Annotated in this window: 25 protein-coding genes; 11 read left to right on the top strand and 14 right to left on the bottom strand. The window is 72.2% G+C overall.

Going from position 1 to position 25,129, the window contains the following annotated elements:
- Positions 1 to 54: 54 nt before the first annotated feature.
- The 7 genes from AB0C21_RS37895 to hisC all read left to right on the top strand — a co-directional run bounded on the left by AB0C21_RS37895 (position 55) and on the right by hisC (position 5,484).
- Entirely contained in the window at positions 55 to 726 is a 672-nt protein-coding gene (locus tag AB0C21_RS37895) for a lysophospholipid acyltransferase family protein (RefSeq protein ID WP_149260533.1), read from the top strand.
- Positions 727 to 778: 52 nt separating this feature from the next.
- Positions 779 to 1,477: a hypothetical protein gene (locus AB0C21_RS37890; RefSeq protein ID WP_149260532.1), complete on the top strand. Its 699-nt coding sequence runs from the start codon at positions 779 to 781 to the stop codon at positions 1,475 to 1,477.
- Positions 1,478 to 1,591: 114 nt separating this feature from the next.
- The gene (locus AB0C21_RS37885; protein ID WP_149260531.1) at positions 1,592 to 1,774 is read left to right on the top strand and encodes an NfeD C-terminal domain-containing protein; all 183 of its coding nucleotides are present in this window, start codon (positions 1,592 to 1,594) and stop codon (positions 1,772 to 1,774) included.
- A 147-nt stretch (positions 1,775 to 1,921) separates the two neighbouring features.
- Complete coding sequence (locus tag AB0C21_RS37880) at positions 1,922 to 3,268, top strand: SPFH domain-containing protein (protein WP_500210864.1); 1,347 nt, start codon at positions 1,922 to 1,924, stop codon at positions 3,266 to 3,268.
- A 77-nt stretch (positions 3,269 to 3,345) separates the two neighbouring features.
- Positions 3,346 to 4,020 carry an NUDIX hydrolase gene (locus AB0C21_RS37875; RefSeq protein ID WP_149260529.1) on the top strand — a complete coding sequence of 225 codons (675 nt, stop codon included), beginning with the start codon at positions 3,346 to 3,348 and terminating at the stop codon, positions 4,018 to 4,020.
- A 57-nt stretch (positions 4,021 to 4,077) separates the two neighbouring features.
- Positions 4,078 to 4,371: a DUF6401 family natural product biosynthesis protein gene (locus AB0C21_RS37870; RefSeq protein ID WP_500210862.1), complete on the top strand. Its 294-nt coding sequence runs from the start codon at positions 4,078 to 4,080 to the stop codon at positions 4,369 to 4,371.
- 39 nt (positions 4,372 to 4,410) lie between these two features.
- Positions 4,411 to 5,484, top strand: a complete 1,074-nt coding sequence (hisC, locus tag AB0C21_RS37865) for a histidinol-phosphate transaminase (protein ID WP_500210860.1) — start codon at positions 4,411 to 4,413, stop codon at positions 5,482 to 5,484.
- 3 nt (positions 5,485 to 5,487) lie between these two features.
- Here hisC and AB0C21_RS37860 read toward each other — a convergent pair whose 3' ends face one another.
- From AB0C21_RS37860 to purD, 6 genes are all read right to left on the bottom strand, one after another.
- Positions 5,488 to 6,753 (bottom strand): transcriptional regulator, encoded by a 1,266-nt coding sequence (locus AB0C21_RS37860; protein ID WP_500210904.1) that lies wholly within the window; start codon positions 6,751 to 6,753, stop codon positions 5,488 to 5,490.
- A gap of 924 nt (positions 6,754 to 7,677) precedes the next feature.
- Positions 7,678 to 8,964 carry a UDP-N-acetylglucosamine 1-carboxyvinyltransferase gene (murA, locus tag AB0C21_RS37855; RefSeq protein ID WP_149260753.1) on the bottom strand — a complete coding sequence of 429 codons (1,287 nt, stop codon included), beginning with the start codon at positions 8,962 to 8,964 and terminating at the stop codon, positions 7,678 to 7,680.
- Positions 8,965 to 9,233: 269 nt separating this feature from the next.
- Positions 9,234 to 10,022 (bottom strand): MOSC domain-containing protein, encoded by a 789-nt coding sequence (locus AB0C21_RS37850; RefSeq protein WP_500210859.1) that lies wholly within the window; start codon positions 10,020 to 10,022, stop codon positions 9,234 to 9,236.
- Positions 10,023 to 10,030: 8 nt separating this feature from the next.
- Positions 10,031 to 11,341, bottom strand: coding sequence for an adenylosuccinate lyase (gene purB / locus AB0C21_RS37845; protein WP_500210857.1), 1,311 nt, complete (start codon positions 11,339 to 11,341; stop codon positions 10,031 to 10,033).
- Positions 11,334 to 12,479, bottom strand: coding sequence for a low temperature requirement protein A (locus AB0C21_RS37840; RefSeq protein WP_500210855.1), 1,146 nt, complete (start codon positions 12,477 to 12,479; stop codon positions 11,334 to 11,336). Before AB0C21_RS37840 ends, purB begins: the two co-directional genes overlap by 8 nt.
- Positions 12,480 to 12,513: 34 nt before the next feature.
- Complete coding sequence (gene purD / locus AB0C21_RS37835) at positions 12,514 to 13,764, bottom strand: phosphoribosylamine--glycine ligase (RefSeq protein WP_500210854.1); 1,251 nt, start codon at positions 13,762 to 13,764, stop codon at positions 12,514 to 12,516.
- Between the two features lie 368 nt (positions 13,765 to 14,132).
- Here purD and AB0C21_RS37830 point away from each other — a divergent pair, with 368 nt between their 5' ends.
- Complete coding sequence (locus tag AB0C21_RS37830; protein WP_500210853.1) at positions 14,133 to 15,218, top strand: magnesium and cobalt transport protein CorA; 1,086 nt, start codon at positions 14,133 to 14,135, stop codon at positions 15,216 to 15,218.
- Between the two features lie 221 nt (positions 15,219 to 15,439).
- Here AB0C21_RS37830 and AB0C21_RS37825 read toward each other — a convergent pair whose 3' ends face one another.
- Positions 15,440 to 16,282, bottom strand: coding sequence for a glycerophosphodiester phosphodiesterase family protein (locus tag AB0C21_RS37825; RefSeq protein WP_500210851.1), 843 nt, complete (start codon positions 16,280 to 16,282; stop codon positions 15,440 to 15,442).
- Here AB0C21_RS37825 and AB0C21_RS37820 point away from each other — a divergent pair.
- Entirely contained in the window at positions 16,272 to 16,484 is a 213-nt protein-coding gene (locus tag AB0C21_RS37820; RefSeq protein WP_500210849.1) for a hypothetical protein, read from the top strand. The two genes, AB0C21_RS37825 and AB0C21_RS37820, sit on opposite strands and share 11 nt — an antisense overlap.
- 23 nt (positions 16,485 to 16,507) lie before the next feature.
- Here AB0C21_RS37820 and AB0C21_RS37815 read toward each other — a convergent pair whose 3' ends face one another.
- A complete protein-coding gene (locus AB0C21_RS37815) occupies positions 16,508 to 17,791 on the bottom strand; it encodes an adenylosuccinate synthase (protein WP_149260517.1) in 1,284 nt (427 codons plus the stop codon).
- Positions 17,792 to 17,902: 111 nt separating this feature from the next.
- Entirely contained in the window at positions 17,903 to 18,994 is a 1,092-nt protein-coding gene (locus AB0C21_RS37810) for a response regulator transcription factor (RefSeq protein WP_500210847.1), read from the bottom strand.
- Between the two features lie 121 nt (positions 18,995 to 19,115).
- Here AB0C21_RS37810 and AB0C21_RS37805 point away from each other — a divergent pair, with 121 nt between their 5' ends.
- The gene (locus AB0C21_RS37805) at positions 19,116 to 20,552 is read left to right on the top strand and encodes an FAD/NAD(P)-binding protein (protein WP_500210846.1); all 1,437 of its coding nucleotides are present in this window, start codon (positions 19,116 to 19,118) and stop codon (positions 20,550 to 20,552) included.
- Here the strand turns inward: AB0C21_RS37805 and AB0C21_RS37800 are convergent.
- A complete protein-coding gene (locus AB0C21_RS37800; protein WP_149260516.1) occupies positions 20,539 to 20,961 on the bottom strand; it encodes a DUF3151 domain-containing protein in 423 nt (140 codons plus the stop codon). The two genes, AB0C21_RS37805 and AB0C21_RS37800, sit on opposite strands and share 14 nt — an antisense overlap.
- 303 nt (positions 20,962 to 21,264) lie before the next feature.
- Between AB0C21_RS37800 and AB0C21_RS37795 the strand changes: the two genes are divergently transcribed.
- Positions 21,265 to 22,059 carry an SAM-dependent methyltransferase gene (locus AB0C21_RS37795; protein WP_149260514.1) on the top strand — a complete coding sequence of 265 codons (795 nt, stop codon included), beginning with the start codon at positions 21,265 to 21,267 and terminating at the stop codon, positions 22,057 to 22,059.
- A 29-nt stretch (positions 22,060 to 22,088) separates the two neighbouring features.
- Here AB0C21_RS37795 and AB0C21_RS37790 read toward each other — a convergent pair whose 3' ends face one another.
- From AB0C21_RS37790 to fbaA, 4 genes are all read right to left on the bottom strand, one after another.
- On the bottom strand, positions 22,089 to 22,619 hold the full coding sequence (locus AB0C21_RS37790; protein ID WP_500210844.1) for a GNAT family N-acetyltransferase: 531 nt from the start codon (positions 22,617 to 22,619) through the stop codon (positions 22,089 to 22,091).
- Positions 22,620 to 22,703: 84 nt separating this feature from the next.
- A complete protein-coding gene (locus AB0C21_RS37785; protein ID WP_500210843.1) occupies positions 22,704 to 23,318 on the bottom strand; it encodes a TIGR03086 family metal-binding protein in 615 nt (204 codons plus the stop codon).
- A gap of 190 nt (positions 23,319 to 23,508) precedes the next feature.
- Complete coding sequence (locus AB0C21_RS37780) at positions 23,509 to 23,958, bottom strand: winged helix-turn-helix transcriptional regulator (RefSeq protein WP_500210841.1); 450 nt, start codon at positions 23,956 to 23,958, stop codon at positions 23,509 to 23,511.
- Positions 23,959 to 24,033: 75 nt separating this feature from the next.
- On the bottom strand, positions 24,034 to 25,056 hold the full coding sequence (gene fbaA / locus AB0C21_RS37775; RefSeq protein ID WP_149260510.1) for a class II fructose-bisphosphate aldolase: 1,023 nt from the start codon (positions 25,054 to 25,056) through the stop codon (positions 24,034 to 24,036).
- Positions 25,057 to 25,129 lie beyond the last annotated feature (73 nt).

Genomic DNA, 25,129 nt, shown 5'->3' with positions numbered 1-25,129 from the left:
CGGCCCGGATCGGCGCGGAGGTTACAGTGGCGGTGGCGAAATTCGGGAGGCTGGATGTTCTACACGTTCATGACGCGCGTGGTGCGTCCGATCCTCTGGCTGCTTTTCCGTCCGCGGGTCGTGGGCGGGGAGAACGTGCCGAGCTACGGGCCGCTCATCGTGGCGAGCAACCACCTGTCGTTCATCGACAGCTTCATCATCCCCCTGGCGGTCCCGCGTCCGGTCACCTACATCGCCAAGGCGGCCTACTTCGAGGGCGGCGGGCTCAAGAACCGCTTCGTCCGCTGGTTCCTCACCAACCTCGGCCACGTCCCGGTGCGGCGCGGCGCCCGGCGGGCCGCCATGGGCGCCCTCGAGCAGGCCCTGGAGGTCCTCGACAACGCCGGCGCGTTCGCGATCTACCCGGAGGGCACCCGCTCCCCGGACGGGCGCCTCTACCGCGGCCGGACGGGCATCGGCTGGCTCGCCCTGGAGTCCGGCGCCCGCGTCCTGCCGGTCGCCCTGGAGGGCACCGAGAAGATCCAGCCGATCGGCGCGGGGTTCCCGCGCGTGTTCGGGCCGCGCCCCACCGTGCGGATCGGCCCGCCGATGGACTTCTCCCGCTACCGCGACCTGCCGCCCGCCAAGGCCCGGCGCGCCATCACCGACGAGATCGTCGAGACGATCCAGAAGATGTCCGGCCAGGAGTACGCCGGGGAGTACAACGAGCGGGCCGAAAAGGGCTGACCCGCGTGTCGCCGGGGGCGGCGGGCCCCCTCCGCGCCGTAGGGTCGCGGCCATGGCGCACAGGCTCCTCCCGGTCATGCTGCTGCTGTCGACGGCCGTCGCGGCCACCGCGTGCGGCGGCGACGCCGAGCGCGCGAGCCAGGTCCGCGGCACCGCCCGCGCCGAGGCGGCGGGCATCGGCTACACCTCCGCCCAGCTGCTGCAGGCGCTGCTCCAGCAGCCGTCCGGCTACCGGCGCGCCGGGGAGCCCGACTGGGGCGAGTACGGCTCGCTGAAGGCCATCCAGAACGCCTCCCGGCTCCAGCGGGACGCCGTCCTCGACAAGCCCCGCTGCGGGACGGGGCGTCCGGGCGGCGGCGTGGCCGGCGACGTGCCCGCCGCGCTCGTCTCGTTCACCGGCAGCCGCGGCGTGACCGCGACCGAGACCCTCATGGGCATGTCCGCCGGGGACGCCGAGAAGCAGGTCAACGCCCGCGTCACCCCCGGCTGCCTGAAGTTCCGCACGAGGGTCGGCTCCGCCTGGGCCGAGCACAGGGTGGTCGAGGCCCCGAAGGGCGACATCGGGGAGGGTTCGCGCACCGTCGGGGTCAGTACCGCGAGCGGCGGAGCCCGCACCCGGACCTGGTACGTCGTGTTCCGGGGCCGCCACTACCTCGCCACGATCACCGTTTTCGGGCCCGGCGCCACCCGCGCCGAGGCCGAGCGCCTGGCCCGCGAGGCACTGGCCCAGGCCCAGCGCGTCCTGCCCTGAGTCCGCGGGCTCACCGCCGGTCCCCCGGACCGGATAGCGTTCGCCTTACGCGGCGCGGAGAGCGGCTCCGGCGGACCAGCCCAGGGGGTGTCCTTGATCGGTAAGGAGGGCCGGGTGACCGGCCGGATCGGCCCCGGGCTGGTCGGCGAGGTGATGATCGCGGTCCGCGGCGGGGCGGAGGCGTTCTACGCCCATCCCGTCGACCCGCGCGACGAGATCGGCGTCGGCTCGATCGTCGTCGTGGTCGAGTACCACCCGCCCCGGACGGTGTACGTGGCGCCCGCGCTGGCCCGCTGAGCGTCCCCGCGAGAGTGGCCCGATGAGGCCATGAACTTCCAGGCCGGAGATCGAACCGAACGCTCCTCTGCCGCGTCTGAGGGGAAACGCGGACGGGCCTGACATTCCGGGGCCGGCCGCTCCCCAACTCCCGGAGGAGGAGGCCCCATGCCCGTGCTCGCCGTGGCGGGCGGCGTCGTCGTCGCCATCATCGTGCTGATCATCCTGTTCAAGATGGTCTGGCGGGTCGCCGAGCCGAACGAGGCCCTGATCATCTCCGGGCTCGGCGCCAAGTCCAAGCCGATCGACGGGGTGGACAGCCTCGGATTCAAGATCGTGACGGGCAAGGGGACGTCCGTCCTGCCCGGGTTCCAGACGGCGCGCCGGCTGCGGCTCGACAGCCGCGCCGCGAACCTGGAGGTCAACTGCGTGACGCAGCAGGGCATCCCGGTCAAGGTCCGCGGCGTGGTCATCTACAAGGTCGGGGACGACTTCGTCTCGATCGCCAACGCCGCGCGCCGCTTCCTGGAGCAGCAGAACTCGATGGACGGCGCGATCCACGAGCTGTTCACCGGCCACCTGCGCTCCATCATCGGCAACCTCACCGTCGAGGACCTCATCCTCAACCGCGAGCGGCTCACCTCCGAGACCCGCGGTTCGGCCGCCGACGAGATGAGCAAGCTCGGCCTGGTCGTGGACTCCCTGCAGATCCAGGAGATCGACGACGAGACCGGCTACATCACCAACCTCGGCCGCCCGCACGCCGCCAGGGTCGCCGCCGCCGCCCGCATCGCCGAGGCCGAGCGCAACCAGGAGGCCACCGCGCGCGAGCAGGAGACCGAGCGGCAGAACGCGGCCGTCATCCGGGACACCGAGATGAAGAAGGCCGAGTACGAGGGCCAGGTGCAGCAGGCCGCGCAGCAGGCCCGGCAGGAGGTCATCCTCAAGGAGACCCGCAACGCCGAGCTGGAGGCCGAGCGCACCGAGAAGCGGCTGGAGAGCGAGGTCCGCAAGCCCGCCGACGCCCGCGCCTACGAGCAGGTCAAGCTGGCGGAGGCCGAGCGCGAGGAGCGCATCTCCTACGCCCAGGCCGCCGCGACGGAGGTCCAGCTCAAGGCGCAGCGCGAGTCCGAGGCCATCCGGCTGCTCGGTGAGGCCGAGGCGGACGCGACCCGGCGCAGGGGCCTCGCCGAGGCCGAGGCGATCAAGGCCCGCGCGGAGGCGCTGGCGGAGAACACCGACGCCGTCATCGCCCAGCAGCTCGCCGAGAAGTGGCCGCAGATCGTCGAGGCGGGCGCGGGCGTGTTCGGCAACGTCGACAACATGGTCGTGCTGAACGGCGCGCAGGGCGTGGAGGACATGCTCGCCAAGGCCCTCACCCTCGGCGGCACCGGCCTCGGCGTCGCCCGCCAGCTCCTGGGCAACCTGAACGCCCAGAGCGCCCCGGTCGGAGCCAACGGACACGGCGGCGCCCCGGCGGCGACCGTCCCGGTGGAGATCCCCAAGGAGGACTAGGCGCCGATGCGCGGAAGGCCCGGCCCCGCCGGGCCTTCCTGGCCTCGGAGGCGGGCCGGTCCCGCTAAGTTCGTTGCATGTCCGTGCCGCGGCTTGCCGTTTCCGTCGACCTGGTCGTGCTCACCGTGCGGGAGCAGCGCCTGTGCGCGCTGCGGTGGCGGCGCGACCGGGCGCCCTACGAGGGGGCGTGGTCGCTGCCGGGCGGGTTCATCCAGCTCGACGAGGACCTGCCGGTCGCCGCGGCCCGGCTGATGGCGGAGCGGGCCGGGCTCGCGGACGTGCGGATCCACCTGGAGCAGCTGGCGACCTACGGGTACCCGGACCGCGACCCCCGGCAGCGCGTGGTGAGCGTCGCGTACCTGGGGCTCGCGCCCGACCTGCCCGCGTCCAGCCGGGCCCAGGTGCTGTGGACGGCCGTGGACGACCTCCTGCACCACGACCGGGCCGCGTTCGACCACCGGCGCATCCTGTGCGACGGGATGGAGCGGGCGCGGGCGAAGCTGGAGTACACCTCGCTGGCGGCGGCGTTCTGCCCGCCCGAGTTCACCGTCGCCGAGCTCCGCCGCGTCTACGAGATCGTGTGGGGCACGACCCTCGACCCGCGGAACTTCCACCGGAAGGTGACCGGCGCCGACCGGTTCCTCATCCCGACCGACCGGACGACGACGCGCGACGGCGGACGCCCCGCCAGGCTGTACCGCAGGGGCGACGCCGAGCAGTTGCGGCCGCCCATGCTGCGGCCCCGCGGATGAGCTTTTACCTGGGGTGATGTTCCGAGCAGCGCCGGACCGTTGCTAGTTTCACCCCCTATGAACGGTGACTCGCCAGAAGCGCTCGGCCTGATCGTCCGGGACATCGGTGAGGCGGGCGTCGCGGAGATGGCCGGCTCCCCGGGTCTCGCGGCGGCCGTCGACCAGCACGTGGCCAGCCTCCGCGACGAGCTCGGCGCGCCGGGCGAACCGCCCGGCGCGGAGGAGCTCATGGGGTACCTGCACGGTTTCGCGGAGGACGCCTTCAACCGGGGCTGGTGGCCCGCCGACACCCGGGACTGGGAGTTCGTCCGAATTGTGGCGGTTTGTTGGATGATGAGGGGCGCCGCGTAGGCTGGGGATCATCACCCCTGTGCAATCTGGAGGACAACGGTGTCCGAGGCAACCGCACCCCGCTTCCGCTCCGTCCTCGACCGGTTCGTGGCCTACAAGCCCGGCAAGGTCGTGGTGTCGCCCGAGGGGCGCTCGTTCAAGCTCTCGTCGAACGAGTCGCCGCACGGGCCGCTCCCCTCGGTCGTGGAGGCGATCGGCGAGGCGGCGCGCAACGTCAACCGCTACCCGGACAACAACGCGACCGCGCTGACCGAGGCGATCGCCTCGTTCTGCGGCGTCCCCGCCGACCACGTCGCGGTGGGCTGCGGCTCCGTCGGGATGACCCAGATGCTGCTGGAGGCCGTCGCCGAGCCGGGCGCCGAGGTCATCTACGCGTGGCGGTCGTTCGAGGCGTACCCGCTGCTGGTGTCGCTGTCGGGCGCGACGAGCGTCCAGGTGCCGCTGCGGGACGAGACCCACGACCTGAGCGCGATGGCGGACGCGATCACCGAGAACACGCGGCTGATCTTCCTCTGCAACCCGAACAACCCGACCGGGACCGTCGTGCGCCGCGCGGAGATCGAGGCGTTCCTCGACCGCGTCCCGGCCGACTGCCTGGTCGTGCTGGACGAGGCGTACCGCGAGTACGTCCGCGACGACGAGGTCCCCGACGGGCTCACCCTCTACGGCGAGCGCCCGAACCTCGCGATCCTGCGCACGTTCTCCAAGGCCTACGGCCTCGCGGGCCTGCGCATCGGCTACCTCGTCGCGCACCCGCTCGTGGCCGGATCCATCCGCAAGACGTTCCTGCCGTTCAGCGTGAACTCCGTCGCGCAGGCCGCCGGCATCGCGTCCCTCGAGGCCACCGACGAGCTGATGCAGCGCGTCGAGGGCACGGTGCAGGAACGCGTCCGCGTCCGCGACTCCCTCCTCGCCGACGGCTGGACGGTACCGCCCACCGAGGCCAACTTCGTCTGGCTGCGCCTCGGCGACCGCACGATGGAGTTCTCCGCCGCCTGCGACGCCCAGGGCGTGAGCGTCCGCCCCTTCGACGGCGAGGGCGCCCGCGTCTCCATCGGCTCCCCGGAGGAGAACGACGCCTTCCTGGCCGTCGCCAAGACCTTCAACCGGTAGCCCTCAGTTCGTTTTGGCGGCCGGGCCGAGCTTCTCGACGATCAGGCGGTAGAGCTGGCGGGGGCGGCCCGGCTGGGGGGTGCGGTTCGGGGGGAGCGGCCAGGCGAGGCCCTCTTCGACCAGGGTGCGCAGGAGGCGGCGGGCCGTGCGGGGCGTGACGCCGAGCATCTTGCCGGCGTTCTCCGCGTCCACGATGAGGGGCTGCTCCTGGTCGCCGAGCTTGTCGGCGAGCCGGGCCAGGATCTCCAGGCCCTTCGGCTTTGCCTGCGGCTGGGCGCGCGGCGGCGTGCGGGGCGCGGGGACGAGCGCGCGGCCGTCGCGGTCGAGCGCGAAGCCCTGCGCCCGCTGGGAGCTCTGGGAGCGCGCCAGGGCGGCGCGGGCGTGGTTCTCCGCCTCGTGGGCCGTGCGGCCCATGCCGATGCCGACCTCGATGGCGAGGCCGAGCTCCTCGCGGACCCGCTCGACGAACGGCGGGGTGCGGAAGCCCTCGGTGGACGCGGTGACGGAGCCGCGCGTCGCGATGACGAGGTAGCTGTGGTCGTCGACGGGCCAGACGGAGGCGTTCATCCGGTGCGCCTCCTGGAGGAGCACCCGGTGCAGGGCCAGCTTCAGCTCGTCGCGCCAGTAGCGGGGGGTGACGCGGCGCGGGGTCTCGCGGAGGGTCGGGACGTCCACCAGCACGACGACGAGCTGCGACTCCTCTAGGCGGTGGTGGGCGCCGAGGAGCGCGGCGGTCTGCAGGGAGCTGCGGATCGCGGCCCCGGTCGGCCGGACGCGGATGGTCGGGACGCCCGCCATCTCCATGCGCTCGGCGGTCGCGTGCACGCAGGTCATCGCGACGGTCGTGGCGCCGCGCCGCCAGAGCCGCTCGTGGAAGGCGGCGAGCGTGCCGGGGCCCGCGGCCTCCTCGCGCAGGTGCACCTGCTCGGTGCCGAGGCTGATCTCGGAGTAGGCCTCCTCGACCTCGGCGCGGCCGAGCACGTCGATGCTGACCCGGGCGGGGTCGAAGCGCTCGTCGAGGGACGCCCGCAGCAGCGCGCCCTGCAGGGCGGCGCCGTTCAGCGGCACGTAGGTGGCGGGCATCGTGAGGACGCCGGCCTTGCGCGCGAAGTCGTACGGGACGGGGCTGGCGAACAGGCACACGTCCACGCCCGAGCCCAGGCGGACGACCTTGTCGGCCGCCTCCTGCTCGTCGCGGTACGCGGCGGCCACCAGCCTGCTCGGTACGGGTGTGGGGCCGTGGCCCATCAGCATGACCCGTTCCACCAGGTCATGTGGGCCCACGACACCGATCGTGAGGTCGGGGGTGACCGACCCCGTTCGTGCCGCCGTCATCGATGATCGCTCGCTTCCGATCCGGCCTCTCGGCGGGGTCGCCGCCCCGGCCACCTGCTCGCGCACGTTCCGCCCAACGGTTGACTCATGGCTTGTCGCCCCTGCCTTCTGACCCAGCACCGCAGTTCCCGTGCGATTCGCCTTCCCGCGGGCCCGCCTCCGTGAAGCGGGGCGGGTCCTCTTACCCGAGCCCTCGTCCGTTCCGGTGAAGCGGACACGAGCTCCTTCCAGCTGGCAGATCGGGTCAGGGCGACGTGGTGTGACACCCAGACGCGAAATCGAATCAAGAGTGCGGCGAAAAAGTAACCTACGGGACCCCCTGGTCAGTAATTTGTCACCATTCGGCCAGCCTTGATCCTGCATCTTCGGATGTCCGAAGTAGAAAAACAAGACCCGAAATCACCGCTGAGGCCCCTTCCTGACGCACCTACGTACTGGAGGGACCCCTGCGGCGTCCGTTTGGTTTACCCGATGGCCGAAATCCGGCGACCCGATCTCGGCCGCTCCGGAAAGACGAGGGATCCGTCCGGAGCGGGCCGTCCGCGCCGGCAGGTGATTTTTTACCGCGTTACGGTCAGGTCGATCGGGACCGTTCCAGGCATGACTGTGCAGGTCAGAGAGTCGACCTTCGGACGGTAAGGACGCCTCGTCCGTGCCGTGCGTAGTCGGATGGTAACGCACAGCTCAAGCGAATTGCGGTGGGTCGTTACACGGCCCGTCAGGGATCAACTGGGAGTTGGTCAGGCCAAGGCCACATTCGGCCGATCCACGCCCCGGGCGCCGAGCCGGAACACCGGGTCAGGACGACGCGCCAAAACGCCGCGCCGGGGTCCGGCGCGGCGCGGCGGGCGGGCGGGGCTAGCCGACCTCGCGGACGATCTCGGCGCCGAGCTGGGAGAGCCGCTCGGCCGTGTGCGCGTGGCCGCGGTCGAGGTAGTAGGCCGAGGTGATGGTGGTCTCGCCCTCCGCGGCGAGGCCGGCCAGCACGAGGGCGCTGCCGCAGCGCAGGTCGTGCGCCTCGACCTCGGCGCCGCGCAGGCCGCGCGGGCCGTTGACCTTCGCGCGGTTGCCGTCCACTTCGATGTCGGCGCCCATCTTGGCCAGCTCGCCGGCCAGCTTGAACCGGCCGTCGAAGATCCGCTCGTAGATGTAGGACGGGCCCTCGGCGAGGCAGGACACCGCCATGATCGGCGACTGCAGGTCGGTGGCGAAGCCCGGGTACTCGTCGGTGATGACGTTGATCGGGCGGAGCGTCCGGTCGCGGCGCACCTGCAGGACGGCGCCCTGCTGGTGGAACTCGACGCCCATCTGCTCCAGCTTGTCGGCCGCGACGCCGAGGTGCTCCAGCGAGGCGCCGACGAGGCTGAGGTCGCCGCCGGTGATCGCGGCGGCCATCACGAAGACGCCGGCGTCGATCCGGTCGGGCATCACGGTGTGCTCGACGGCGGTCAGCTCGTCCACGCCCTCGACCGTGATGAACCCGGTGCCGCCGCCGCTGATCCGGGCGCCCATCGCCTGGAGGATGGCGATGTTGTCCAGCACCTCGGGCTCCAGCGCCGCGTTCTTGATCAGCGTGGTGCCGTGCGCCAGCGCCGCCGCCATGATCAGGTTCTCGGTGCCGGTGTGCGAGGGGGTGTCGCAGTAGAGCGTGCCGCCGCGCAGGTCACCGGCCTTGATGTGGATGATGCCGTCGCCGTTGTCGGCCACGTGCTCGGTGACCGTGGCGCCCATCCGCTTGAAGCCGTTGTAGTGGAAGTCCAGGTTGCGGCTGCCGAGGTTGCAGCCGCCGACGCCCTCGATGACCGCCTCGCCGAGGCGGTGCAGCAGCGCCGGGACGAACAGGAACGAGCCGCGGAACCGGGACGCGATCTCGGCGGGCAGCACCGGGCTGTTCAGCGACGACGCGTCGATCACCAGCGTGCGCTCGGTCTCGTGGAGCTCGGCCTTGGCGCCCACGGCCCGCGCGAGCTCCACCGCCCGCCGCACGTCCTCGATGATCGGGACGTTGCGCAGCACGGTGCGTCCCCTGGAGGCCATCAGCGAGGCGCCGATCATCGGCAGGACGGCGTTCTTCGCGCCCTGGATGAAGACCGTGCCGTGCAGCTGCCGGCCGCCGCGCATGCGGTAGCGAACCTCGTGGCCCATGCTCATGCCGCCTAACTTCCTCTCGGGTGCGGTTGCGTGTGCGATCCAGTTGGGAGCACGAGGGCCGAGCGTGCCTGACGGTGTCCCCCCGTTGCCGACGCGACCCCAGTAAACCATCGGGCCGGAGGTGTGGTGTCCGGCCTTGGCCCCGCGGGCGTCAGTCTGCTCGTTGAGACTTCCGGAACACGCCAAAGGTTCGCGTTCCCTGGGAAAATTCCCAGAAGGAGCCTAGGGGCGGCACGCCCCCGCCGCCGGTGTTTTGAAGATCATCAAGGCGTGCGGGCCTCGACGACCTCGACCGGGTCGCCCACCGTCAGCGTGCCGAGGACGCGCGGAACGCAGTTCTGGCCGAACTGGATGCCGCGCTCCCGGGTGCGGTAGGAGGCGAGGGTCCGCAGCGGCTCGCGGCCGCGCTCGGCGGTCCGCTGGTCGGTGGTGGTGATGACGCAGCGGGAGCACGGCTTGACCATCTCGATCACGGTCTCGCCGACGCGCAGCAGCCGCACCTCGTCCTCGCCGTAGGGGCCGAGGCCCTCGACGACGAGGCTCGGGCGGAACCGGTTCATCGGGAGCGGCTCGTCGAGCCGCGTGTTGAGGTCGGCCAGCGACTCGGCGGAGATGACCAGCAGCGGGTAGCCGTCGGCGAACATGACCTCGCCGCCGCCCCGGCGCGTGGGCCGCCGCCCGGTGAAGCGCACCAGGCGGCACTCGGCGCCGAGCAGGTCGCCGAACCAGGCCGCCGCCTCGTCGCCCTGGTCGACGCCCTGGCACTCCGACCGCTGGACGGAGACCTCCCGCACCTCGCCCTCGTCCACGGCCTTGTGGACGAGCCGCGAGGCGCCCGGCGCGTCCACCGTGAGGACCGTCCCGTCGTAGGACGGGCTCATCAGCGCCATCCGGGCGTGGTCGCGCTGGGACAGGAAGCGGCCCTCGGGGGTGACCAGCATGAACTCGCGGTCGAAGGGCAGGCCGCGCGCGGTCAGCTCGGCGGTGCGCAGCGCGGTGCCGCCGCCGCTCTTGAGCGGGTAGGCGTTCAGCTCGGTCAGGGTCCCCCTCACGGCCCCTCCTAACTGAGAGCGGTCAGGCGGTCGAACATCGGGGCCAGGCGCTCCACGAAGCGCTCGGGGCGGCACACCTCGTCCAGGCGCTTCTCGTCCAGCGTGAGGCCCGCCTCGGCCGCGTGCGCGCGCAGCGTCTCCCGGAACGGCGTGCCGGTCTCCCACGTCTCCATGGCGGCCTTCTGGACGAGGGGGTACGCCTCGTCGTCGCGCGACATGCCCGCCTCGACCAGCTCCAGGAGGACGGTGGAGGTGTAGATGAGCCCGCCGGTCGAGTCCAGGTTCTCCCGCATGCGGGCCTCGTCAACGACGAGTCCGGACATGAGGCGGTTGGTCAGGTTCAGCATGTAGTCGAGCGCGATGGAGGCGTCCGGCAGCGCGATCCGCTCGGTGGAGGAGTGCGAGATGTCGCGCTCGTGCCACAGCGGGATGCCCTCCAGCACCGGGACGATCTGCGCCCGCACGATCCGCGCCATCCCCGCCAGCCGCTCGGAGATGATCGGGTTCTTCTTGTGCGGCATCGCCGAGGAGCCCTTCTGGCCCTTGCCGAACGGCTCCCACAGCTCCCGGACCTCGGTGCGCTGCCCGTGCCGCACCTCCAGCGCGATCGCCTCGCACACCGTCGCCATGATCGCCAGGGCGGACACCCACTCGCTGATCCCGTCGCGGATGACGACCTGCGTCGACACGTCGGCGGCCTTCAGGCCGAGCTTGCGCGCGACGTGCAGCTCGATCGCCGGGTCGATGTTGGAGTACGTCCCGACCGCGCCGGAGATCGCCATCACGCCCACGGCCTCGCGGGCGCGCCGCAGCCGGTCGCGCGACCGGGCCATGGCGAACGCGAAGTCGGCGACGCGGTGGCCCCACACGTCCGGCTCGCCGTGGATGCCGTGCGTCCGCCCGACCCGCAGCGTCGCCTGGTGCGCCAGCGCGTGGTCGCGCAGCGTCGCGACGAGCGTGTCCGCCTTCTCCAGCAGGATGTCGGTGGCCTCGACCAGCTGGAGCGCGAGCGCGGTGTCGAGCAGGTCGGACGACGTCATGCCGAAGTGGACGTACCGGGCGGCCTCCCGGGGCTCGGTGTTGTCCGCCCACGCCGACAGGAAGGCGATCACGTCGTGCTGCGTCACCGCCTCGATCGCGTGCACCGCCTCCGGCGTCGGCGGCGGCGCCTTGCGCACCGGCTCCACCACCTCCGGAGGGATCGTGCCGGCCTCGGCGTGGGCCTCGACGACGAGGACCTCCACCTGGCACCACAGCTCGTACTTGTGCGCGTCGCTCCAGACGCGTCCCATCTCCGGAAGGGTGTAGCGCTCAATCACCCGACGATTGTCCCAGGCCGGGAACCGCCGCGTCCGGCCGGGTCGCCGCGTGTTCGAGCGCCAGCGCCGCGACGATCACCAGCACGAGGGCGGCGATCTCCGCGGCGGCCAGCCAGAGGCCGAGCGGGGTGGCCGCGAGCGCGACCGCGGCGGCGCCGAGCCGGATCCGGGACGGCCCGATGCGCACGATCCGGCGGAACGCGACGTCGCCCGCCAGGTAGAGTGCGACGCCGCCGGCCAGCGCGAGCGCGGGGCCGAGGTGCAGGGCGTCCCAGGCGTGCCCGACGGCCTGCCCCATCCCGGCCGCCGCGACGATGATCCCGACGACCAGCGGGATGTGGGCGTAGAAGTAGCCGAACATCGTCATCTGGGTACGGCGCAGGTCGTCCGCCGCGGTCAGCGACTCCTCGGCGCGCTCGTCGTCCCTGGCGAAGTAGCTCCACCAGACGGCGGCCGCGAGCGCCAGCCCGAGCAGCACGGCGACGACGAGGCCCGGGTCCAGGTGCGCGTGCTCGGCGCCCGCCCCGACCGCGATCACCGACTCGCCGATCGTGATCATGACGAGCAGCCCGTGCCGCTCCACGATGTGCGCGGGCTGGATGGTGAACAGCCCGCCCGGCGGCACGATGTACGGCTGGACGATCGGGACGACGAGCGCGAGCGTCCACAGCACGTACACCCCCGGCCCGTGGTCGAGGATCCCGGCGGCGATGATGAGCACCGCCGCGAGGAGGTTGGCCGGCAGGACGCGCAGGATTTGCGGATTGCCCTGCGCGTACAGCGTCACGTGGGCGAGCACCAGCACGAGGTACCCGAGGCCCCACAGCACGCCGCCGCCCTTGAACGCCGTCGGGGTGGCCAGGGCGACCATGAAGAACCCGGCCATCCCGACCAGGAGCAGCAGGCGCCGTCCCGTCGTCGTGGGCGTGAGGGTGTTCGTCAGCCAGGCGTAGCCGCCGTACATCCACCACAGGACGCCGAACATCAGCACGATCTGGAGCAGGCCCAGCACGTTCAGTTCCTTGACCAGGACGTGGCTGAGCTGGGTCACCGCGAAGACGAACACCAGGTCGAAGAAGAGCTCCAGCGTCGTGACGCGGTAGACCTCTTCGCGTACGGGCACGGAGGAGGAAGCCATGCCTGACCTCACTTGATTAGTTGTAATCAAGTAATCATGGCATGGAGATCGCCTTCAGCGCTATGTCGGTGCGGTGGTGGGAGCCGCGCAGACCGATCTTGGAGACGGCCTCGTACGCGGCGGCGCGGGCGGCGCTGAGATCGGGTCCGGTGCCGACCACGTTCAGGACGCGCCCGCCGCTCGCGACGGGCTGCCCCTCGCCGCCGAGCCTGGTGCCCGCGTGCAGCACGTAGGCGCCCTCCACCGCGGCGGCCTCGTCCAGGCCGGTGATCTCGTCGCCCTTCACCGGAGCGGCCGGGTAGCCCTCGGCCGCCACGACCACCGTGACGGCCGCGCCCGGATGCCATTCAAGCCGCAGGGCCGGGTCGAGCCCGCCGATCGCGCACGCCTGGAGGAGCGTGGCGACGGGGGTGGCCAGCCGGTCCAGGACGACCTGGGTCTCGGGGTCGCCGAAGCGGGCGTTGAACTCCACCACCCGCACGCCCCTGGACGTCAGCGCGAGCCCGGCGTACAGCACGCCCACGTACGGGGTCTCGCGGCGGCGCAGTTCGTCGACGGTCGGCTGGACGACCGCGGCCATGACCTCGTCCACCAGGCCCGGCGGCACCCAGGGCAGCGGCGTGTAGGCGCCCATGCCGCCCGTGTTCGGGCCCTCGTCGCCGTCGTAGGCGCGCTTGAAGTCCTGCGCCGGCAGCAGCGGAACGGCGTGCTGCCCGTCGCACAGCGCGAACAGGGAGACCTCGGGACCGTCCAGGTACTCCTCGACCACGACGCGCTCGCAGGCGTCCGCGTGCCGCAGCGCCTCGTCGCGGTCCTCGGTGACGACGACGCCCTTGCCGGCCGCCAGCCCGTCGTCCTTCACCACGTACGGCGGGCCGAAGGCGTCGAGCGCCTCCTCCGCCTGCCCGGTCGACTCGCAGACCCGCGAGTCGGCGGTCGGCACCCCCGCCGCCGCCATGACCTCCTTGGCGAACGCCTTGGACGCCTCGATCTTGGCGGCGGCCCGGTCCGGCCCGAAGCAGGGGATGCCGGCCTCGCGCAGGGCGTCACCCACGCCCGCCACGAGCACGGCCTCCGGCCCGACGACGACCAGGCCGACCCGGAGCCGCGTGGCCAGCTCCACCACCGCCGTGCGGTTCGTCGGATCGATCTGGTGGTTGTCCGCGATCTCTGCCGTGCCCGGATTGCCCGGGGCGCAGTGGAGGGCGGTGACGGCAGGGTCGCGGTGCAGGGCGCGGGCGAGCGCATGCTCGCGGCCACCCGATCCAAGGACGAGTACTCGCACGTCGCGAGCTTACTGGTCCGCGCCGCCGCGCCGGGGGCCGCATAACCCCCGTGCGGACGGGGATGGAGCGGGGTGAGGCCGCCGTCACACGGGGGGGTGTGAACCTCACCGATACGGGCGGCGTCCTACATATCGGCTGGTAGGCTGCGACGGGCTTGACCGCCCGCCGTCGAGGCGCGTGAAAGGAGGTGGTCGGGATGAGTCCTGGTGATACTTGCAGTTCGCCAGAGAACCCTCACAGTCCGGACAGGGCTGTCCCTCCGTCCGCCTCCATCTGGCGCCCGGCCTTCGCCCTCGCGCGCTCCCTTCGCTGACCAGCGGGGGTTGAGCGCGCGCTGCGTGCGTGGCCGGCGGGTTAGGAGCACCTCATGGCCATGACACGAGTCCGCCCCAGCCGCGTGCTCTTCAAGACGCGCGGCCGCCCCAGCGGCGTGCAGGCTCCGAACCGCGACTCGGCGGTCATCGACTGGGCCGCCTACATCGACGGCCACCGCGTTAGCACCGATACCGTCGCCGACGCCGTCCGCCTGGTGCGCGACGGCCGGCTCGTCCCCGACGGCGACAGCGCCGGCTTCGTCTGGGTCGGCCTCCACGAACCGTCCGCCGCCGAGCTGAGCGACCTCGCCGAGGTCTTCGGCCTGCACCCGCTCGCCGTCGAGGACGCGATCCACGCCCACCAGCGCCCCAAGCTCGAGCGCTACGACGACGTCCACTTCGTCGTCATGAAGACCGTCGGCTACGTCTCCAGCGGCCCCGGCGGAGCCGAGGTCGTCGAGACCGGCGAGATCATGCTGTTCTGCGGCCCCGACTTCGTCGTCACCGTCCGGCACGGCGCCCACGGCGCGCTCGGCCCCGTCCGCCGCCAGCTGGAGAAGGACCCCGGCCGCCTCGCCCTCGGCCCCGCCGCCGTCCTGCACGCCGTCACCGACCGCGTCGTGGACGGCTACGTCGGCGTCGCCAACGCCGTCATGGAGGACATCGACGAGGTCGAGGAGGCCGTCTTCTCGCCCGAGCGCACCGACGAGTCCCGGCGCATCTACCGGCTCAAGCGCGAGGTCATCCAGCTCAAGCGCGCCGTCGGCCCGCTCGCCGGCCCGCTGCGCAGCCTGTCCGGCCGCCGCTTCGTCCCGGCCGAGATCAGGGAGTACCTCCGCGACGTCGAGGACCACCTCACCCGCGTCCGCGAGCAGGTCGAGTCCTACGACGAGCTCCTCAACCCCATCCTCCACGCGCACATGACCCAGGTCACCGTCGCCGACAACAAGGACATGCGCAAGATCTCCGCCTGGGGCGCCATCTTCATGGTCCCCACCGCCATCGCCGGCGTCTACGGCATGAACTTCGACCACATGCCCGAGACCCGCTGGCAGTACGGCTACCCCATGATCCTCAGCGTCATCACCCTCGCCTGCTTCGCCCTCTACCGCGGCTTCCGCCGCAACGGCTGGCTCTGACATTGCATTTCTCTCCTCCTTCGGGCCTTGAAGGCCCTCCATCGTCGAGAAACGCGGGCGCTCGCTGGCATCGCTCCGACTCGCCTTGCGGCTCGCTGCGCGATCAGGTTCTCGCTTCGCTCGAACCTGCCTTCGGACGCGATCGCAGCCATTGAGGTCGTTGCGGGGTTGCGGCGGTGGCTGAGCGTTGCGATCCAGGGAGAAGGACTGAGCCTTGTGGATCAGACGGCGGGAGTTGCCGCCACTAGGGCTCGCAGGCGGTCGGGGTAGTCGGTGACTATTGCGTCTGCGCCTTGGGTTATGAAACGGGTCATGTCTGCGGGGGTGTTCACCGTCCAGACGATGACGGGGAGGGCCAGGGTGTGGGCCTGGTCGATCAGGGCCGGTGTCGTCATCGCGTGTTCGGGGGAGACGGCCGTGGCGCCCAGGGCGAAGGCGGCGGCGACCGGGTCGGCCGGGGAGTGGCCCGCGAGCCAGCCGGTGCCGGGGACGAGGGTCTTGCGTTCCATGAGGGCGACGCGGCCCAGGTCCGGGTAGTGGCGGCGGGCCTCGGCCAGGACGCGCCAGTCGAAGGCCAGGAGCCGGGAGCGCTCGGTGCAGCCGAAGGTCCTCAGGACGGCCGCGACGGCGGCGGTGAGGAGTTCCACCTCCTCGTCGGTCCAGGTCGGGTCCGTCTTGAGCTCGACGGAGAGCCCCACGTCCGCGGGGGCCAGGAGGGCGCACGCCTCGGCGAGAGTGGGGATGCGGGTGCCGGGCATCGGGGCGGCGTCGCAGCTCAGGCCCGCGTCGAGCGTCCGCAGCTGGGCTAGGGAAAGCTCGCGGACGGGCTTGCCGACGTAGGGGTAGGCGGGGTCGCCCGGCCAGGCGGGGCCCGTGTCGGCGAGGACGGCCGGGGACACCACCTGGTCGTGGCCGAGGACGACGACGCCGTCCGAGGACATGCCCACGTCCAGCTCGATCGTGTCGACGCCGAGGTCAAGCGCATGGGCGAAGCCGGGCAGGGTGTTCTCCGGACGGAGCCCACGCGCCCCCCGATGCCCGTGAACTTCGACGATGGAGATCACCGAACGAACGCTACCGTCCGTGACCGAACGCGCGGGCGCAGACCCCGGCCGTCACCGCAACCACGCGACAACCTCGCCGCTCGCGATCGCGTCCGAAGGCAGATTCGAGCGAAGCGAGAATCTGATCGCGCAGCGAGCCGCCAAGGCGAGACGGAGCGATGCCAGCGATCGCCCGCGTTTCTCGACGATGGAGGGCCGCTAGGCCCGAAGGAGGAGAGAAATGCATTAAACGAGGGGCCTTAGCGAGAGGGTTTGGTCGCGGCCGGGGCCTACGCCGATCGCGGAGATCTGGGCGCCGGACATCTCCTCCAGTGCCCGGACGTAGGCCTGCGCGTTCGCGGGCAGGTCCTCGAACTTCTCGGCGCCGGTGATGTCCTCCTGCCAGCCGTCGAGGTACTCCAGGATCGGCTTGGCGTGGTGGAACTCGGTCTGCGTGGTGGGCAGCTCGTCCACCCGGACGCCGTCGACCTCGTAGGCGACGCACACCGGGACCCGTTCGAGGCCGGACAGGACGTCCAGCTTCGTCAGGAAGTAGTCGGTGATGCCGTTGACGCGGGTGGCGTAGCGGGCGATCACGGCGTCGAACCAGCCGCAGCGGCGGTCGCGGCCCGTGGTCACGCCGTACTCGCCGCCGGTCGTGCGCAGGTACTCGCCCTGCTCGTCCAGCAGCTCGGTGGGGAACGGCCCGGACCCGACGCGGGTCGTGTACGCCTTGAGGATGCCGATCACGCGGGTGATCTTGGTGGGGCCGACGCCGGAGCCCGCGCACGCGCCGCCCGCCGTGGGGCTGGAGGACGTCACGAACGGGTAGGTGCCGTGGTCGATGTCCAGCAGCGTGCCCTGCGCGCCCTCCAGCAGGACGACCTTGCCGTCGTCCAGCGCCTTGTTCAGGACGAGCGTGGTGTCGGCGACGAACGGCTTGAGGCGCTCGCCGTAGGCCAGGTACTCCTGGACGATCGGCCCGGTCTCGATGCGGCGGCGGTTGTAGACCTTCGTGAGGACCTGGTTCTTCTCGCGCAGGGCCAGGTCGAGCTTCTGGGTGAGGATGTTCGGGTCGAACAGGTCCTGGACCCGGATGCCCATCCGGTTGATCTTGTCGGCGTAGGTGGGGCCGATGCCGCGGCCGGTGGTGCCGATCCGGGCCTTGCCGAGGTAGCGCTCGGTGACCTTGTCGAGGGCGCGGTGGTGGGGCATGATCAGGTGCGCGTTCGCCGAGATCAGCAGCCGCTCGCAGCTGATGCCGCGGTCCCGCAGCCCGTCGATCTCCTGCAGCAGCACCGCCGGGTCGATCACCACGCCGTTGCCGATGACCGGGACGACGTCGGGCGACAGCACTCCGGACGGCAGCAGGTGCAGCGCGTAGCTCTTGTCGCCGATGACCACCGTGTGGCCCGCGTTGTTGCCACCCTGGTAGCGGACGACGTAGTCGACGTCCCCGCCGAGCAGGTCTGTCGCCTTGCCCTTGCCCTCATCTCCCCACTGGGCACCGACAAGAACGATGGCAGGCATGCCACTTTTCCTTCCCACGACGAAGGCCCCGGTCGCCGCAAGCGAAGGGGCCTCTTGCGATCAAAGCGTACCCTCAGCTGGGCTGCAAGGAAACCGGAGGCGGATTCCCGGTCACCGGACCCGGCGCGGCCAGTAGTTCTCGGCGAACAGCTTCGCGACCAGCTCGCCGCGGCTCGACACGCGCGTCTTGGCGAACACGGCCTTGACGTGGTCGCGGACGGTGTGCGGGGAGATGACCAGCGCGGCGGCGATGCCGCCGGTGGTCAGCCCGCGCGCGATCAGCTGGGTGATCTCCAGCTCGCGCGCGGACAGGCCGTACGCCTCCGCGATGATGGGCGCCATGTCGGAGCCGGCGGCCGGCTGGACGACCACGGCGGTGGGGCCGGGCGAACCGGGGACCCCGTCCATGCAGGAGGCGTGGACGACGAGCCACTGCCCGTCGCGGGTGCGGATCCGAATGCGGGCCGCTCCGCGGTCGCGGCCGGCGGCGACGGCGCGGGCCTGCGCGGCCGTCGCGGCGAGCCAGACCGGCAGGGGCGGGCCCAACCGGGACGGGACGGACGGGCCGTCCGGGAGCCGGGAGAGCAGGTCGCGCGCCTCGTCGTTGATCGAGACGGGCGTGCCGGCCGGGTCGAACAGGATGAGCCCCGGATCGTGCCCCGCGGCCGGTCCCGGTGGCCGGACGGGCCGGGCCAGCTCGCGGAGGCGGTCGGCGAGGGGCGCGGAGAGGCCCGCGACGAGGGAGACGTCCGCGGGGCCGAACGGCTCCCCGCCCTTCTCGCGGAACAGGCTGACGACGCCCCAGGGCCGGCCGCCGGTCCGCAGGACGGCGCGCAGCTCGTCCCCGATCCCCTGGCGGCCGAGCAGCTTGCGGTACTGCGCGCTGCGGGCGGGCAGTCCGCCGGTGCTCGCCACGAGCCCGGCGGCCGGGACGGGGGCGCGGGCGAGGTCGCGGTAGGGCAGCACGGTCTCTTCCAGGAGCGCGCACTCCCAGTAGGCGAAGCACTGCTCACCTCGCCCGAGGTTCTCGACCAGCAGCGGCGCGGTGATCAATCCGGTCTCGGGGTCGGTGGCCGACCACGCGGCGGCCTGGAAGCCCAGCAGCCGTCCGAGCCGCGACGAGGCGCCGGCGAACAGCTCGCCCGCGTCCCGTGCGCGTGCGGCCCGGTCGAGGAGGGCCCGCCGCTCCCGCTGGTCGATCATCGTTCCAGTCTGCCCGCCGTGCGCGGCGGACGTACCCCCTCGAATGGGGGATCGCGGTCCGGAACGATCCCCTGTGCGCGGGGGATGGGGCGGGCGCGGCGGGGCGGCCAGGCTCGGCGGCATGGACATCGCGATCATCGGGGCGGGTGCGGCGGCCGTGGCGCTGCTGGACGCCCTCGACCCCTCGGACATCCGGTCGGTCACCGTCTTCGACCCCTCGACGACGCCCTGGCGGGGCCGTCCCTACCAGCCGGACCTGGACTCCGTGCTCGTCAACGCCCCGCCGGAGATCATGTCGATCCGGTTCGGGGACCGGGAGCACTACGCGCGCTGGCTGGACGGGGACGCGCCCGCCGGAACCCACTCCGACGAGCGGCTCGGCCGCCCGATCCCGCCGCGCGCCGTGTACGGGCGGTACCTGGCCGACACGGCGGAGGCCGCGCTCGCCCGGTTCGCGCGGACGGAGGTCGTCGACGCGGCCGTGACCGGGGTGTCCCTCGCGGGCCGCCCGTCCGTGCGAACGGCGGACGGGCGCCGGTACACCGCCGACCAGGTCGTCCTGTGCGTCGGTGGGGGCGCCCCCCTCGACGGCTACGGGCTGGCGGGCGCGCCCGGCTTCGTCGCCGACCCGTATCCGCTGCGGCGGACCCTCGCCGACGTGCCGCCCCGAAGTGACGTGGCGGTCATCGGGACCGGCCTGACCGCGGTCGACATCGTGGTGTCACTGGCCGCGCGCGGGCACGCCGGCAGGATCAGCATGGTGTCGCGGAGCGGGACGCTCCCGTTCGTCTGGCAGCGTCTCGTTCCGACCGACCTCCGGTACCTGGCACCCGACCGCCTGCGGTCCCTGGAGGGACCGGTCCGGCTGGCGGAGTTCGCCGAACTGATCCGCAGGGAGCTGGCGGCTCACGGCGAGAGCTGGGACGCCCTCGCGGCGTGGATCGCCGCGGCACCGGAACGGGACCCTGCAGCGAACCTGCGCGAGCAGCTCGCCATGGTGGACGCGCCGCAGCTCGGCCGCCGGATCGTGCAGGAGGCGGCGCACACCGCGGGTCCGGTCGCGTGGCGGCTGCTCCCCGCGCGTGACCGGGAGCGGCTCCGCGGCCGCCACTTCCGGACGATCACGAGTGCGGCCTCGCCGATGGTGCCCGGCAATGCCGCGCTGCTGCTGGACCTGTTCGAGGCGGGGGCGCTGGAGGCGCTGTCCGGGATCGAGAAGATCGAGGCCGGGTCCGGATTCGAGATCACGCATGCGGGGGGCGTCCGCACCGCCGACATCGTGATCAACGCGGTGAATCCGCCGCCGCACGCGATCCCCCGGGCGGCCGAGCCGCTCGTCTCGTCGCTCCTGGCCCAGGGCGCGGTGCCGGCCCCCGACGGCGGCCTCGCCATCGACCCCGGCACGGGACGGGTCCTCGTCGGCGGTCGGCCCGATCGCCGCCTGCACGTGGCCGGCGACCTCGCCGGCGGCGGCCCCTTCCTGGTGTCGGGCATCCCCGGCGTCGCCGCCCAGGCGTCCCGGGCGGCGCGCTCGATCGGTGGCGTCAGGAGCCGTTGAGGGCGTCGGCCGCGGCGGCGCTGCTGTCGCGGAGGAAGGTCCGGCAGCGCTCGGCCTCGGAGTCCTCGCCGATGGCGGCGGCGGCACGGGCGAGGGCGTGCAGGGCGCGCAGGAAGCCGCGGTTCGGCTCGTGCTCCCAGGGGATGGGGCCGTGGCCCTTCCAGCCGGCCCTGCGCAGCTGGTCCAGCCCGCGGTGGTAGCCGGTGCGGGCGAACGCGTAGGAGTCGATGACGCTGCCCTTGGCGAAGGAGCGGTCGGCCAGCTCGGCCCAGGCGCCCGGGTAGTCCGGGTGGCGCGCGGCGACCTCGAACGGGTCGATGCCGTTCTCCAGGGCCGTCCGGGCCTCTTCGTTGTCCGGAAGTTCGGTCGGAGCGGGGCCGCCGAGCAGGTTCTGGGTCATGCGGGCCATCGTAAGCAGCGCCGGCGGGCGCCCGACAACCCGGGGCGCGGCCCGCCGGACCCGGGGATGCCGAGCGCGCCGTCCGGCACGGTCACCGCCTTCGACGGTGGGGTGCCGATCCACTTCTCCCGATCTCAAGATCCCGTGCAGCGCGTCCGTGCCGTCCCCGTGGCCGCTAACGGTCAGTAATCGCCGTTCCGTCCGCGCTCCCACCAGGGGCGGCGGTTCGTCGGCGGCACGGCGGAGCGATGCCGCGTCCGAAGCCGCGGAACGCATCTGGAGCTCGCCGCCGCGCCCGCCTACGATCGACCAATGAGCAGGCCGCAGGGCGTCGACACGTCCGTCCCGAGCCCCGCCCGCGTCTACGACCACTTGCTGGGCGGCAAGGACAACTACGAGGTCGACCGCAAGGTCGCCGACGGGCTGCTGAAGATCATTCCCAGCATGCGCCTGGTCGCCCGGGAGAACCGCGCGTTCCTCGGCCGGGCCGTCCGGTACCTGGCCGGCGAGGCCGGCATCAGGCAGTTCCTGGACATCGGGACGGGCTTGCCGACGCAGGACAACGTCCATGACGTGGCGCAGCGGATCGAGCCCGCGGCCCGCGTCGTCTACGCCGACAACGACCCCGTCGTCCTCGTCCACGCGCGCGCCCTGCTCACCAGCACCCCCGAGGGCGCCACCGACTACGTCGAGGCCGATCTGCGCGAGCCGGACGCGATCCTGGAGCACGCGGCGGCCACGCTGGACTTCGACGAGCCCGTGGCCCTCCTCCTGGTCGCGATCCTGCACTTCCTCCCGGACGAGGACGGCGTGCACGGCATCGTGGCGAGACTGGTGGACCGGCTGGCGCCCGGCTCCTACCTCGTGATCTCACACGGCACGCCCGAGGAGAACCCGCAAGGGGCGTCCGACGCCGCCGAGGAGTACACCAGGCAGGCTCCCAGCGCCCAGATCACTCCCCGGAACCGCGACGCCATCAACGGGTTCTTCACGGGCCTGGAACCGGTCGACCCGGGCCTGGGCTACATCACGTCCTGGCGCCCCGAGGGTCCGGTCGTCCCGCCCGAACAGGTCGGCCTCTACGGCGGCGTGGCCCGCAAACCATGAGCGGACGTACCGAACCTTCTTGACCGGCCTCAGCGGATGGTGGCGCCGGCGAGGGGCAGGGTGAAGTGGGCCGCGCCGCCGTCCAGGGTGGAGCGGGCGGACGGCCAGCCGCGCCGGACGAAGCGGAGCCCCTGCCGGTTCGTGAGGATGACGTCCGCGTCGAACTCGTTGATTCCGCGCCGTGCGGCCAGTCGCGCGAGGTGGCCGACGAGGGTGGTGCCCAGGCCCCGCTGCTGCCACGGGTCGGTGACGAGGACGGCGAGGTCCGCCCGCCAGGGCCGCGCGGGGTCGCGGATGTACTCGGCGATGCCGGCGATCTCGTCGCCGTCCAGGCCGACGAGGGCGTCGCGGTCCCAGTGGTCGAGGCGGTCGAGCAGGCCCATGTAGTGGTCGGGGATGCGAGGCGTCCCCGAGAAGAAGCGCGTGTAGAGGCTGGCGGCCGAGAGCCGCTCCGACATCCGCCGGACGCGGGGACCGTCGTTGATCCCGTACGGGCGGATCCGGACGTCGGCCAGCGCGGCGTCAATGCGAGCGGCGCTGCGCACATCGAGTTGCTTCACACAACTTATTGGACCGCATGAAGTTGTGTGAAGCAACCCACGGGCCCGGTGCGTCGCGCCGCGAGCCGGGCGGCGGCCGGTCCGTCAGGGCGGCGGGCGGCGGCCGAGGAAGGCGACGAGGCGTTCGCCGGGCGACGCGTGCGGACCCGCTTCGACCGGTTCGCGGAAGAGGGGGCAGCGCCCGTCCGGCGGCGCCAGGGTTCTCGCCACGGTGAGGAGGTCCACGGCCAGACCTGGTGGGACGGGTTGCCTCGCGCCGGTCGCCTGCGTGACGTCCCAACCGTGCACGACCGCTTCGAGAGCACCCGCGCCGGTCACCAGCTCGCCGGGGACCCGCAGGTCGCCGATCGCCGCCCCCGCGCCGCGGCCCGGGCAGGCGGCAGAGGCCCTGGCGTGGCGGAGCACGCGAACGGCCTGCACGCGCAGCGCCGACACCGGGTCGCCGGCCGGTTCGACCGCGACGCGGCGGAGGCCGATCCGGCCCGCCGCCAGACCCTCGTGCACCGCGGCGAGGGAGTCGCCGATGTGCAGCAGCAGCATGTGGAGGTCCCATTCGGCGCACGGCGTCGGGCGCGTGAGCATTCGCCGCGTGACAGGTTGGACGGCGGTCAGGAGGAAACCGATCGAGCGCTCCAGGATGCCCGCGCTCGATGGCGGGGACGGGCTCGAAGGGAGGGGCGTACTCGGTGGGAGGGACATTGACGCGCCGGCCGATTCCCGCATTCGGCTCCTCCGCTCGCTAGGACGGTCACCGGGGCAGACCGCCGCCGCGCGGAGAATTCATCGGCGGCCCTGGCGGAGCCAATCTTGCGGCGGCCAGGAAAAATGAAACGTCGGCGTTTGTCGAGAAAGGTGCACGTTTCGTAGGAAGGTGCGCTGTCCCGCCAGATCAGGCGCTCGGGCCGGGACGGGGATCGACGTCGCCGGGGCCGAGCTGCGCCCCGCAGGAATCGCAGGTGAAATGAGGGGTCAGCGTGCCGTCGCAGCCCCGGTGGCCGATGACCAGGGGCGGGCCGTCCGGCGCGTAGTGGCGGTCGCCCCACATCATCAGGGTCATGACCGCGGGCCACAGTTCCACGCCCTTGCGGGTCAGCCGGTACTCGTACCGGTCCGGCCGCTCCTGGTACCTGACGCGGCGCATGATGCCCTCGTCGCAGAGCCGGTTGAGCCGGTCGGTGAGGACGTTGCGGGCCACGCCGAGGGCGTCCTGGAAGTCGTCGAAGCGCCGCACGCCCTGGAAGGCGCTGCGGATCACCAGCATCGTCCAGCGGTCGCCCACGACCTCCAGCGAGCGGGCGACCGAGCAGTTCTGCGACTCGTACGTGCGGGGCAGTGCCACGCCTTCGACCCTACCCGCGTTTCGTCAGGCAACGGGCTCGGCCGGGGGCCGCCGTGCGGCCCCCGGCCCGCTCCACTACTTCAGCTTCTTGCCGGCGGACTGGAGGTTCTCGGCGGCCTCGACGATGCGGGCGGCCATCGCGGCCTCCGCCGCCTTGCCCCACGAGCGCGGGTCGTACTGCTTCTTGTTGCCGACCTCGCCGTCGACCTTCAGCACGCCGTCGTAGTTGCGGAACATGTGCTCGGCGACCGGACGGGTGAACGCGTACTGGGTGTCGGTGTCGATGTTCATCTTGACGACGCCGTACGACACCGCCTCCCGGATCTCCTCCAGCGTGGAGCCGGAGCCGCCGTGGAACACCAGGTCGAACGGCTTGTCCTTGCCGTACTTGGCGCCGACCGCGTCCTGGATCTCCTTGAGCACCTCGGGACGCAGCTTGACCGAGCCCGGCTTGTAGACGCCGTGCACGTTCCCGAACGTCGCGGCCAGGATGTAGCGGCCCTTCTCGCCGACGCCCACGGCCTCGGCGGTCGCGATCGCGTCGCCCGGCGTCGTGTAGAGCTTCTCGTTGATCTCGTTGGCGACGCCGTCCTCCTCGCCGCCGACGACCCCGATCTCCATCTCCATGATGATCCGGGCCTTGGCGCACTCCTCCAGCAGCTCGGCGGCGATCTGCAGGTTCTCGTGCAGCTCGACGGCGGACCCGTCCCACATGTGCGACTGGAACAGCGGCTCCTCGCCGCGCGCCACCCGCTCCTGCGAGATCTTCACCAGCGGCCGCATGAAGCCGTCCAGCTTGTCCTTCGGGCAGTGGTCGGTGTGCAGGGCGATGTTCACCGGGTACTTGGCCGCCACGACCCGGGCGTACTCGGCCAGCGCGGTCGCGCCCGTGACCATGTCCTTCACCGTGGAGCCGGACAGGTACTCGGCCCCGCCGGTGGACACCTGCACGATTCCGTCGCTCTCGGCCTCCGCGAACCCGCGCAGCGCGGCGTTCAGCGTCTGGCTGGACGTCACGTTGATCGCGGGGAAGGCGAAGCCGTCGCGCTTCGCACGGTCGAGCATCTCCGCGTAGACCTCGGGCGTTGCGATGGGCATTGTCAGCGTCCTTTCATACGCAGGGTGCCGCCGGGCATCCGGCCGGGCGGTAGCTCCCGGACGTCCGCGTACC

The organism is Spirillospora sp. NPDC049024 (genome assembly GCF_040649235.1).
GTDB lineage: Bacteria > Actinomycetota > Actinomycetes > Streptosporangiales > Streptosporangiaceae > Spirillospora.
This window is presented reverse-complemented; position numbering and strand designations above follow the sequence as displayed.